General features: G+C 44.4%; 13 protein-coding genes. 7 read left to right on the forward strand and 6 right to left on the reverse strand.

The window, feature by feature from the left end; genetic code table 11:
- Positions 1 to 34: 34 nt before the first annotated feature.
- The 5 genes from EWA64_RS13705 to EWA64_RS13725 form a co-directional block, all read right to left on the reverse strand.
- Positions 35 to 946, reverse strand: coding sequence for a dynamin family protein (locus tag EWA64_RS13705; RefSeq protein WP_061894713.1), 912 nt, complete (start codon positions 944 to 946; stop codon positions 35 to 37).
- Between the two features lie 4 nt (positions 947 to 950).
- On the reverse strand, positions 951 to 1,841 hold the full coding sequence (locus EWA64_RS13710) for a helix-turn-helix transcriptional regulator (protein WP_369435799.1): 891 nt from the start codon (positions 1,839 to 1,841) through the stop codon (positions 951 to 953).
- A gap of 174 nt (positions 1,842 to 2,015) precedes the next feature.
- Positions 2,016 to 2,663, reverse strand: coding sequence for a HEPN domain-containing protein (locus EWA64_RS13715; protein WP_061894715.1), 648 nt, complete (start codon positions 2,661 to 2,663; stop codon positions 2,016 to 2,018).
- A gap of 541 nt (positions 2,664 to 3,204) precedes the next feature.
- Complete coding sequence (locus EWA64_RS13720) at positions 3,205 to 3,972, reverse strand: TerC family protein (protein ID WP_061894716.1); 768 nt, start codon at positions 3,970 to 3,972, stop codon at positions 3,205 to 3,207.
- Positions 3,973 to 4,144: 172 nt separating this feature from the next.
- Positions 4,145 to 4,447, reverse strand: a complete 303-nt coding sequence (locus tag EWA64_RS13725) for a hypothetical protein (RefSeq protein WP_170320337.1) — start codon at positions 4,445 to 4,447, stop codon at positions 4,145 to 4,147.
- Between EWA64_RS13725 and EWA64_RS13730 the strand changes: the two genes are divergently transcribed.
- Positions 4,418 to 4,750, forward strand: a complete 333-nt coding sequence (locus EWA64_RS13730) for a thiamine pyrophosphate-dependent enzyme (RefSeq protein ID WP_082796672.1) — start codon at positions 4,418 to 4,420, stop codon at positions 4,748 to 4,750. The genes EWA64_RS13725 and EWA64_RS13730 overlap by 30 nt on opposite strands.
- On the opposite strand, the gene EWA64_RS13735 is transcribed toward EWA64_RS13730, so the two are convergent.
- Positions 4,668 to 5,630, reverse strand: coding sequence for an AraC family transcriptional regulator (locus EWA64_RS13735; protein WP_061894717.1), 963 nt, complete (start codon positions 5,628 to 5,630; stop codon positions 4,668 to 4,670). The two genes, EWA64_RS13730 and EWA64_RS13735, sit on opposite strands and share 83 nt — an antisense overlap.
- A 462-nt stretch (positions 5,631 to 6,092) precedes the next feature.
- On the opposite strand from EWA64_RS13735, the gene EWA64_RS13740 reads away from it, so the two are divergent.
- The 6 genes from EWA64_RS13740 (at position 6,093) to EWA64_RS13765 (ending at position 11,753) form a co-directional block, all read left to right on the forward strand.
- A complete protein-coding gene (locus tag EWA64_RS13740) occupies positions 6,093 to 6,539 on the forward strand; it encodes a cupin domain-containing protein (RefSeq protein ID WP_061894718.1) in 447 nt (148 codons plus the stop codon).
- Between the two features lie 111 nt (positions 6,540 to 6,650).
- Positions 6,651 to 7,001 carry a cyclophilin-like fold protein gene (locus EWA64_RS13745; RefSeq protein WP_061894719.1) on the forward strand — a complete coding sequence of 117 codons (351 nt, stop codon included), beginning with the start codon at positions 6,651 to 6,653 and terminating at the stop codon, positions 6,999 to 7,001.
- Between the two features lie 367 nt (positions 7,002 to 7,368).
- Positions 7,369 to 8,484, forward strand: a complete 1,116-nt coding sequence (locus EWA64_RS13750; RefSeq protein WP_061894720.1) for an alpha/beta hydrolase — start codon at positions 7,369 to 7,371, stop codon at positions 8,482 to 8,484.
- 285 nt (positions 8,485 to 8,769) lie between these two features.
- On the forward strand, positions 8,770 to 10,026 hold the full coding sequence (locus tag EWA64_RS13755) for an SAM-dependent methyltransferase (RefSeq protein WP_244881482.1): 1,257 nt from the start codon (positions 8,770 to 8,772) through the stop codon (positions 10,024 to 10,026).
- 7 nt (positions 10,027 to 10,033) lie between these two features.
- Positions 10,034 to 10,981 (forward strand): formyltransferase family protein, encoded by a 948-nt coding sequence (locus tag EWA64_RS13760; RefSeq protein ID WP_244881483.1) that lies wholly within the window; start codon positions 10,034 to 10,036, stop codon positions 10,979 to 10,981.
- A gap of 148 nt (positions 10,982 to 11,129) precedes the next feature.
- Positions 11,130 to 11,753, forward strand: a complete 624-nt coding sequence (locus tag EWA64_RS13765; RefSeq protein ID WP_061894723.1) for a phage tail protein — start codon at positions 11,130 to 11,132, stop codon at positions 11,751 to 11,753.
- The last annotated feature ends 222 nt before the right edge of the window (positions 11,754 to 11,975 follow it).

The raw sequence follows: 11,975 nt of genomic DNA on the forward strand, positions 1-11,975 counted from the left end.
TTATATGAGATAAATTGGTTTAGTCAGACGGCGATTACGCTGCACCCATGATGAGAGCGTTCACCGTGCTTAAGCCGGTGTAGTCAACGAAGGCATTCAGCTCTTCTTTGCTCATCGAGGGGACTTTTCCTTTCGAAATTCTTGCAAGCCTTTTTCGCACATTTTTTTTCAGCACTTGGGGAGCGGCAGCCGCACTGTTGAAGTGGAAGGGGTTTTCTCGAAAACGCTCTAATTCAGTACGGAGGATATTTCGCTCGGCGCGCCCAAGATCAATGTGATTGAGCGACTTCTTCGCTATCAACGCAGACTGCGCCATGAGTGGTATGATTTTGGCCTTCTTGTAGCCAAAACCTTCAAGATATTTGTGTGCTAAATACACATAATGTTTAGCGGTCTCGCCTTTCTCTTCATCTAAAGCGTCTACTTTATTGAGTGCAAAGATGATGGATTGTTTTGGATTGATTTCTCGTATCGTGCGAATGATCTCCGCATCATCTGTTGTGCCAAGTTGCGTGGCATTGAGCACGTAAAGAATCGGACTTTTCGGGTAAGCCTTTATCGCACTAATAAACTGTTCCTTGTGGCGGTCGTCCCTACTGTTATTCGCTCCTGGAGTGTCAATCAGGGTGTAGCCAGCCAACATTGAATGCAATTTGCTCCCCGAATGAGGAATGACAACATCAAACGCACTGACTTCATCCGAACAGTTCCATGCCCTTATTTGCTCTGCGCAAAGTGTGTTGCTTGATGCAACGATGGAACCTGAGTGGGAATAAGCCTTTGCGCTCGGCTTCGCTTTGGCACCTACAGTTATGCGCGCGACTTTAGCTGTAGTCGCTTCATTGCCTGCTGGCAGTAGCTCTTTTCCGAGAAGCGCATTAATAAGTGAGGACTTTCCCGCACTCATTGATGCTGCTACGAGTATAAATTTAGTTTTTTTATTCATAACACTACGTTTCAGTTTCGTCGCTGGTTTGGGCTATCCAAGACGTTAGATTTTCTCGGATATAGTTATCGAGCTCGCTTGGAGAAATGACGCGAATGTTGGGTATCCAATATTGAACAATCGGGGCTATTTGGTTGTAGCTCCAAGCTGAGGAGGAAATGACGAGCGAGCCGTCCTGCCGCTTTTCGATGATTTTTTGTTTTGGTAGAAGGACTTTACGTTCAAAATAAAAAGCAATATCTCGCGACACTTCGAGGGTCACATTAAAGATGGGTTGTCCAAACCAAATACTGTCTTGTTCTTTGATTATATCGACAACTGACGAGTCATAATCAAAGTGTTCTTTTTGAATAGATACGAACTTGATGCGAGCAAGTGAGAACGTCTTTAGAGTGCCTTCGGATACGGCAGCCAAATACCAACTGCCATGGCTGTAAACCATCAGGTATGGTGAAACAGTTCGAGACTTATCTTTGTATAAGAAGCTAATGCTTCTTCTATTTTTAATCGCAGTTTCAAAGGTGCTATGAAGCGAAGAAATAAAGTCAGCCTCAAGTGGTTGCTCTTGAAAGTGATAACAGTCGCTGGTTGAGTCATTAATAAAACTGCGAAGAAACTGAGCAGCTTTAAGCGGTAGTGCTTTTTTAAGCCCAAGATCATCAATTAAGCGCACAAGATCTTGTTCGTTGTATTGACTTCGAGCGGACGCAGAAAGTTGGTAATTTCCTGTATCTGGACAACGTTCAAGAATGGTACACAGGCGGTCAAAATCTCTGCGTATTGTTTTTGTGCTGACCTGATGTTTTTCAGCCAAATCAGTAATGTTTAGTGACTGCCCGGCATATGCCATAGCAGTTATATCGGCTAAACGATTTGCAAGAATGTTGCTTTTCATAAATTAACGTAAATCACATGCTTGATAGATTACTACATAATGTACAGTAAGGTAGGGACAGGTGGTGTCTCGAGGAAAGTCGATTTGCTCACATTTTCCGGGCTAAATTTTGCATTGAAGACTATGTTCAATATCATCTAGTAAAGAAACCCAAGCCATTAGTTATTTTCAGAATTAGGTTTGTACTAAAGGGTATATAGCCTCCCCCCATATCTGATCAGCTCCATCCATCATGACTTCAATAACTATAGGTACAAGGCTGGAAAGTAAAGAGGTGCAATCACGCAGTTGTTCCCGGTTTGCCTGACTATTGTATGTTGCTCCACCGTGAAGCAGTTGATTTCTTAGAGTGTAAAGCCTTGAAAACAAGATACTCAAAACGGTAGTAGTATCTCCGCTCGCCAATGCATTATTTGCTGCCGCTTTAGCTCTAGACTGCTCTTGCTTCCATTTCTCCTCAGTGATTTGTCCAGATTGAAACTTCCAAAAAGCTTGAAAAATAAACTCATTGTTTAAGATCAACCTGATAGATGTTGAATATTGAGACCAGACGATTTCAGATAATTTTCTCGATGTATCTAAGTGCTCTATTTTTGCAAGAAACTCTTGATATAAACCACGTTCAGAAAAGTCTTGCTTTGCATCAAAATCCTGTGCGTAAGCTGCGTTGAACGCTATCCACAGGAAAATGAACTGAGAATCATAATCCTCACATTGCTCAGCTTTATTGAGCCAACTCAATGCTCGATGGACGCGCAATGAAAGCGCTTGTGGGTAAGAGTCTCGCTCCCGTCGATGACGTTCCTTAAGTTGCAGATACACTGAATAATTCCCCTCAAAAACACAACTCACTGTTGCATTATTAACTTTATTATGCAACTTGCTTTATTTGAAAGCATGAGTAATCCAGTGTTTTTTAGGTGTGACCGTACCTTTTAGCGTTGTGTTTCATTGCCAATTATTGTGTTCGCATAATGCTTGTACACTTAACACTTATTAAAAACGTCACTTGGGGAGTGCGAGACATTGTTTTTTGGTTTATGCCTAAAAATTTGTTAAACGTATGCTCGTAGGTCTTTCAATGTACACGATTATCTACGGGCATCGGTTATGATGTAGTAACTTTACAACGTAGAATTTAGATACTTACTCAAATATGCAGACTTTTGATGCAACTTTATGCGAACTTATTCTGCAAATATCTTCGTAACTATTTGAAAGCGCGTTCTGGCTATGCAGACTTACGTTGCAAGCATCACATATTGAAGCCTGCAATATATGTTCGCATAAATTGCAGGCTTTTTCGTTTTTCTTACCCAACAAAGCCTCCTAAGCAGGAGGCTGTCGGTGTTAGCTCGTGCTGTTAAGGCGTTTTAATCAGCCGGAAACGGGCATTGCGAATACGCTTAACCGTTTGTTCTTTCAACTGATTCTTCTTGACCTGTATATGACACAACTCGAGGATTAAACCAAATGCCATGGCAAAGTAGACGTAGCCTTTATTCACATGAATATCTAAACCTTCCGCCATCAGTAATCCGCCGAGGAGCACCAAAAATAGCAAGGCTAACGTTTTGAATCCTGGGTATTGAGTCACAAGATCGTTAATCTTCTCTGCCGTCAGGATCATGATAACCGCAGAGACCAAAATAGCCGCAACCATCACCGGAATTTCGGAGGTGAGTCCCACCGCTGTAATCACAGAGTCCATCGAAAAGACAGCATCCACCGCAACTATTTGCAACAAGACAACGGCTAATCCGGTTTTGACTTTCGTCGAATGTGCGGATTCAGTATGTCTCAACCAAGCCCAAAGTTCTTTTGTGCTCTTGGCCAAAAGAAATGCACCACCTAACAACATGATCATATCTCGCCCTGTTAGCGTCATGTACGTCGAAGTTAGTATTGGTTGCGTTAGGGACATAACCCATGAAATAGAGAAAACAAGCACAATACGTGTGATGACGGCTAAACCGATACCTAAGTTTCTGGCCATCTTTCGTTGGCTTTGAGGTAAACGTTCGCAGAGAACTGAAATAAAAACGACATTATCTATGCCGAGCACGACTTCTAGGAAAAGAAGCGTAGCAAAAATCGCTAAAATTTCGGGTTGTAGGAAGAGTTCTAACATAAGGATAGCTCCTCAGTTAGATAGGATAACGTGATGTAAGGTCGCCTAAAAGGGTCGGCCATGGTTTTTAACTACCTCTGCTATGTTGATTTGACCGTTGAAGTTAATCACCGCATGAAAAAGAGTTCAACTGGGGAATGTGTAACATTGTGTGAATATTTATGATTACCCATTAAATATCATTTCTAATTATTGAAAAGGCCTTTTCTATTTTATCGGTGGATGTTTTTACAAAGCCAAATAATAAGGAATTGCTATTATTTTGAGAGAAGTGTGACGAGGGATAAACTCCCACATCCGATAAGGCAAGCTTATTGGATAGAGTCAGTGTACATCCGGAAATATTTGCAGTGAGGTGTAATCCGCCTTGGCTAGGGATACGATATAAGCCATTTATATCATCGATGAGCTTAACAAGCTGGTGGTATTTTCGCCCTGTGCATGCGTGCTTGGTGGCGGGAATCATCTTATCCATGCGATCCGTCGCAATCAAGTCATCAAGATTTTGCGGTTTAACAACGCGGTGTATGGGTTGAGCACAGGTCAGTTTTCGTCAATGAGTGAGCAAAGGTTTATTGCAAAATCCTGCCCTGAGGGATCGCCAGATCATTTGACCAGATTCTTGATGATCAGAAGCGCCTTAGCATTGAGAAGCATGGCCAAGGCGATCTTCATGCACTACTCAAAAAAGAGAGCTATGAACGCGTGTGCTGATGTTGCTCCAAAAATCCGACTGTCCTTGTATTCTCTCGTCTATCGGCATCGCGCAGCGCTTTAATATCTTTGGATGGCGGTGCACCAAACAGGCGGCTGTACTCGCGGCTAAATTGGGATGGGCTTTCGTAACCCACGCGAAACGTAGTCGCCATCGCATCAAGATTTTCGGTCAGCATCAAGCGGCGGGCTTCACTTAAACGCAGTTTCTTCTGAAATTGCAGCGGGGTCATCGACGTCATGGCGCGAAAGTGGGTGTAAAACGATGACTTGCTCATCCCGGTGTAAGAGGCTAATTCGCCCACGCTCAGTGGTTTGACAAAGTTGCTTTTCAGCCATTCGATCGCTTTGGCAACCTGGTGGCTATGGCTCCCAGCGGTGACAATTTGGTTCAGGCGCGCACCTTGTTCTGAAGTGAGCAGACGATAGAAAATTTCTCGTTTAATCACAGGAGCGAGAATCTTGATGCTCGCGGGATCATCCTGCAATGCCATCAGACGTATGAAAGCATTCAACAGCGGTTCAGAGAGCTCGCCAACCGCTATCCCTTTTTGTGCTTCATTGCTGGAATTAAACGACAGCTCCGCCTCGGTGATGAGCTGTGAGATCTCCTGCAAGTCGAGTTCCATCACCAGTCCAAGGTAAGGGGAATCCTCACTGGCTTCCATGATGTTGGCAATAATAGGCAAATCAACGGAGGAGATAAGAAAGTGGTTTGCATCATAAACAAAACTCTCCTCGCCAAGTAAAACGCGCTTTTTTCCCTGTGCAATCAAACAAATGCTCGATTTATGCGTGTAGCTGGTTGGGGAAGTTGGTGATTTCCAGTGACTAAGGTGCACGCCCGGAATGGCGGTTTCAAACTGATTGGCGCTGGGCGTCCATTTTTCGATTTGTTTAGCGAAAACTTCAGTGGCTTGTGCCAAAGCATTTGAATCTTTCATTTAGGCTCCCTGTATGAGGTCACTGCCATTCGCGCGGATTCGGATGCTCGCACTGATAACGGATGCTTGTAGTTATAACAGCAAATGTGCGTTTGTAAAGAATATCAGGCAAGGAGAAGCCACGTAAATCTGCGACGTCACAGAGAGGATTTTTCCGTCTCGCATCAAGAAAAGGGCATTGTTCTTATCTTTTATTATTAATAATTAGATGCTTATTGATTGGTGTTTGCTCAGTGTTACCTTGAAAGAAGATTGATTTCCTTACGGTATATTGAACTTAGACTGGAAGAACAGGCAAGAATTAGCGTTGATTAGGCTAACAAGATTCCATAGATCGGGCGTACATTCAGTTCTAGTGAAGAGGAATCTGCAATGGCGGTCAAGGTCAATAACTCGCAGTGAGCGAACTTTTTGTATCACCGCCTGAATTTTTGCGTTAACCAAGAGTAACTGGAGTCAGTAATGAACAATGAAGCAAACACTTTTATTCCCGAAGAACTAAAAGCCGGCCTATTTACTGGCAGAGGGCTTTTTGATTTTGGTGAAAAAAACGTCGCGTATGCGGACTACTTCACCGGAACCAGTTACTTGGCTTTGCTCAACTTGCCGGGATTGATTGTTGTGAATGTGACTTTTGAACCCGGCTGCCGCAACTTTTGGCATATTCACCACAAAGGTGGGCAAATCCTGCTTGTGACGGCTGGCCGTGGTTGGTACCAAGAAGTGGGCAAACCCGCACAAGAACTCCATCCTGGCGATGTGGTGCACATTGCACCGGGCACTAAACACTGGCATGGCGCGGCCAAAGACAGTTGGTTTGCTCATGTCGCGATTGAAATTCCAGCAGAAGGCTCAAGCAACGAATGGTGTGAGCCCGTTTCTGACCAAGATTACAACGCCTTGCAATAAGCACCAACGATGAAAAAGTTACGCTATCGGTATGGTGCACTCACCTTGCTTAGCATATGCACGCTATTGTCTGCGAAAGCTATTGCTGCGACCCACGTCGGAGAACCCACGATGAAGATACGTTTTATTTTTAACGATCGCACGGTGACGGCAACACTGGAAGATTCACCGTCCACTCAGGATTTCCTTCGCCAGTTACCGCTGACCGTTGAGCTGGAAGATTACGCCCGCACAGAGAAGATTGCCTATTTGCCAAGTAAGTTAACCCGTGAGGGCGCGCCATCTGGTACCAGTTCAAAAGCGGGCGATATTTCCTACTATGCACCATGGGGGAATCTGGTCATATTCTATCGAGACTTCGGTTATGCCGCTGGCCTGATTAAATTGGGCCAACTCGATAGCGGACTTGAGCGTTTTACTGATAATGGATCAATGAAAGTGACTATCGAAAGGTTTGAATAACCCCGAAAGAGCAGTCTGAGAATTATTTTTCGCGCAGTGCTATGGGTATGATTTTAGTTTGTCAGGCATAGAAATTAACCGCGACTTTATTAAAATATAACACTGATTAAAGACAGATAATACTATTGATAAGTAATTCTTAGCCATAAATTTATTTTCGGAACATTTGGAATATTAGGTGTCGATAAATATTGTCTTTCTGTCGACACTACGTAATAAAATTGAAAATAGAACTGACTTTAAAGAGAAGAATCTCGTAATTTTTCATCAGGATTTTTTTATATTAAATTACTAATTAAACCGTATTTGATGATATTCAATGGCAATGTTTTTGTCATTTGGAATGTCATTAATAGGAGATTTAACAATGAATTCAAACAATAAAATGGCAATGAGCGAAAACGCAGAAAAAGCGCCAAATGCAGGACGCCGAGACGTCCTCAAATTAGCAGGCGCAGGTTTAGTAACATTAGGAGTAGCGTCTATGACATCAAATAAAGTGATGGCCCAATCAGAACTCAAACTCAGTGATGAGTGGGATAAAACATTTACTAAAAGCGATAAAGTAGAGCATAAAAAAGTCACCTTTAACAACCGTTATGGTATTACCTTAGCTGCCGACCTCTATCAACCAAAAAATGTCAGCGGTAAGCTTGCCGCTTTAGTATTAAGTGGTCCGTTTGGGGCAGTGAAAGAGCAATCCTCGGGCTTATATGCACAAACGATGGCAGAGCGCGGATTCGTGACTCTCGCATTTGACCCTTCTTACACGGGTGAAAGCGGCGGTGAACCACGCAACGTGGCATCGCCAGACATCAACACCGAAGATTTCAGCTCTGCGGTTGATTTCGTTGGCTTACTGCCGAATGTGGATCGTGAACGAATCGGCGTGATTGGCATTTGCGGCTGGGGCGGTATGGCTCTTAACGCCGTAGCAGTCGACAAACGGGTGAAAGCGGTGGCGGTTAGCACCATGTATGACATGACTCGGGTGATGTCAAAAGGCTATCACGATAGCGTAACACAAGAGCAGCGAGCCGCGGCGCTTGAGCAACTGAGCCAACAACGTTGGGCTGATGCCGAAAAAGGTCAACCAGCTTACGGCCCAGTGTCGCTTGAGCTGAAAGGCGGTGAGCCGCAGTTTGTGGTTGAGTATGCGGCGTACTACAAGTCACCTAAGCGCGGCTTCCACCCTCGCGCGATCAATTCCAACGCCTCATGGACCTTGACTACGCCACTTTCGTTTATGAACATGCCCATCCTAACGTACATCGCAGAGATCTCGCCTCGTCCGGTGCTGTTTATTCATGGAGAGAAGGCCCACTCTCGTTATTTCAGCGAAACCGCTTTTGAAGCGGCTGCAGAGCCAAAAGAGCTGATGATTATCCCGGGAGCCAACCACACCGATCTGTACGACCAGATGGATGTGATCCCATTTGACAAAATGACTTCATTTTTCCAACAACATCTGAGTAAAAGCTGAAGTTGACTTTGCGAGCCGATGACGAGATCGCGAGATGAATAGGTTGAAATGAACATTGTTTGATAGACAAATCATCTACCCCGAAAAACACCTGTATTGCTCCCCCCGAGTAATGCAGGTTTTTTGTTAAGTATCTTCTTGTGATCACACAACCATCATAAAAACTAATCTTTTATTCGTTAACAATTAGTTAATGCTTTGCCAATTATACGACATGCACTAAATTTAAATGCATATTGATCTAGTTTCCCATCGAAGTGCAAACGAAATGTAAGGATCGCTATTTTGTTAGACAAATTGAAAAAAAGCCAAGCTGCCCCCTCGCTTACTACGTTAGGTGCCTTTGCCGAACCCGCAATGGATGAGCTGCTTAAGTACTCATTACGGACTCAGCTTGAATCAATGCTCCAAAGCCAACTCAGCACGGCTGAACGCCAACGGCAGCTGCAAGAGAGTTTTGCTGAGGCAGCTGCGCTCGTATTGCAGGAGACGAAAGTTGAGCATCACACACTGACGCAAGCTTTCCAAACCATGTATAGCAACGCCTGCCAGTCTCTTTCTTTGGCTAAACTCACCCAAGAGGAACTAACCCGACAGTACATTTCGACGTCCGGGCTGGTGATGTCCCCGCTTAATGGTAAGCACACCATCAAAGATGTGTACCGAATCAAAGGCTTTGCGTGTGGAACAGACAAAGCTATCCAAAAAATGCTTGCCAACAAGCCACAGGTTAAAGTGCTTTATCCAGCTTGCGGCCCCTTTGCACCATTGCTGCTGCCTTTACTTGCTCACTACAAACAAAGTGATCGGATTAGCGCAGAGCAGCTTCAGGTGACACTAGTCGATATTCACCCCGGAGCGATTAAAGCACTCAATCAACTGATCGCGGATCTCGATATCGCAGACTACATTGAAGCCGTCGTGGCAGAAGATGCGACCCAATTTACGCCATCTCAAACGTTTGATCTCCTGATACTTGAAGCTATGCAGCATGGCTTTAGTCGGGAAGGGTTCCTCAGCATCGCGAAACATTTGGTTCAATATCTACATATTCAAGGTGAAATGATCCCCAAGCAGGTATCTGTGCGCGCCATGATGGTCATCGGGGAGACGGAATTTAACCAGCAATGGAAAAAAGCTGAGTATGCACATTCCAGCCATTGCCAACCAGAAGCGATAGATGATCGCATTGAGCTGGGAGAGATTCTTAACGTCAATAAAACCATGTTGCTCAAAAGCGAGATTTTTGAGCTAGATGGTGGAATAAAAATGCTGCAAGGCAACACCGTTGAGCTGCCTAAAGATGTGCCAGATATGGCTAAACGTATCCTCGCTATTTACAGCCATATCGATACATACGGAGATGCCATAGTCGGACAATACGACTCCGGCATCACCCATCCTAAACCCGACATGACTTTTTATGTGGATGCCAAGCCCAAAGCCGTTGAACACCCTTACTTTGAAGCGAAGGGAGGGGATAAGGTCTGTTTCTATTATCAATTAACCGGATTGCCAGGTTTTGTCGCCACCCATGGATGATTTCGATATGCAGCAAAAATACGTCGTTTTTACAGGAAGTTGTTACGCCTTACCCATCATCCAGATGTTGGCACAACAACATAAATTGGCGGGCGTGGTAGTGCCGGAAGGAGAACTAAATCCTGACTTACAGCAGCTACAGCGCTATCTGAGCGATCAATCGATCCACATTGCTCAGTATACTGCCAATGACAGCAGTGCTTTGATGGCACAACTCGATGCTTGGCAAGTCACGGATGGCGTGATCTATTTATTCAGGCACATTGTGCATTCCCCGCTGTGTCAGTTTTTCAACGGCAACTTGTACAATATTCATCCGGGCAAGCTGCCCGAGTATCGGGGCCCGATGCCTCTCTATTGGCAATTAAGAGAGGGTTTAGACACCCTTAGCCTCACCTTGCATCGCGTTGAGGCATCGACTGATTCCGGTGCGATAGGAATGGAGTTAGAGGTCCCATTTCACCCGTTTGATACCTTAACCAGTGCTCAGCAAAAAGCGTCACAAATGACGGCTAAGCTGATGTATGACTTTCTCACCGCGCAACAAAAGCAAAGTTTGGTTTGGCGTGAACAAGCATTAACTCCTAATAAAGTAGCGCGAGCAGTAACCCAAGATGATCTGCAAATTCGTTGGAACGTGCAAACGAGTCGCGAAATCGTCAATTTAGCGCGAGCAGGCAATCATGACTTCGGTGGTGCGATGTTGAGCTTGCCAAATGGTGTTACCAATGTTTTGCAAGCAAGCGCAATGGTGACTTCTTTAGTTGGTGTTGAGGCGGGAACCATTCTCGAAATCAGCCCACAACATGGGTTACAGGTGAAAACTTTAGATGGCGCGATATCAATAGATGTTATCGCCACAGCGCAAGGCGTGTTCACCGGTTATCGCTATGCGCAAATGGCTGGGCTGGACGCTGGGATGTCACTGCTCCAGCGCTCGTCGCCCTATGAGTAAAGAGACATCTAAGTACGATTCTTTGCGGCAGTGATAAAGCACGGAACGGTATTTAGTAATGTAGGAATGGAAAGTTTTAACCATTCATATCAATTATGTTGCGGGTTAGTTGTTTACCGTATATTCATATGTTAAAAGGAAGGTCAGTATGGCTACAGAACCGTATCTCGGTACGCTCACCGCCTTTGGCGGCAATTTTACAATTGAAAACTGGGCAGTTTGCTGGGGGCAAGTGCTTGCGGTCGATGAAAATGCAGCACTATTTTCGTTACTCGGTGATATGTATGGTGGAGATGCTCGCACCTCTTTTGGCTTGCCCGATTTAAGGGGGCGCAGTCCTGTTGGTATGGGAGTCATGCCGGGCGGTAGAAATTATCAATTGGGCTTACGTTTTGGCTTAGAAGACATAGCGTTGAACTCGTTACAATTACCAAAACACTCACATGCTGCTGTATTTGTGCCCTATGGTGGTAGTGGTGGTGTAACTGCCTCTTTACAGGCTGCAACTAACCCAGGGAATAGTTCAGAGCCAAGTGAAGGTGCTTATATATCTGCCAGCACAACTAGTGCAAATTTCTATAAAGCTGGTGGGTTATCTCCAGAACCAACATTGAAGGAGATATCTGGACTAGCGATAGACAGCTCTGGTGGTAGTGGTGGTACAGTTACTATTGGAGATAGTGGGCAGTCAAGTTCGTTCAGTATTATAAATCCACTGCAGGTTGTGAATTGGCAGATAGTGTTAGTTGGCATATATCCGTCACGTTCATAGTTGATATTTGTTCGTTTATAAGCGCTTCAGCCATTGTTATATGAAGGTGAGGCGCTGTGTTGATAATGTTAGACCTAGATTAGAAAAGTTGTTGCCTTTGTGTACTTGACCTAAATACAAAACAGTAAGTGTCTGAAGAAATAGGTAATACAACAAAACATTAAGGCAAAGGTTTTTCAGGGTTGGATGTATTCCCATATTAAAAGTGGAGTTAAAAAAGAT

Origin of the sequence: Vibrio cidicii (genome assembly GCF_009665415.1) — a bacterium.
GTDB classification, from domain to species: Bacteria; Pseudomonadota; Gammaproteobacteria; order Enterobacterales; family Vibrionaceae; genus Vibrio; species Vibrio cidicii.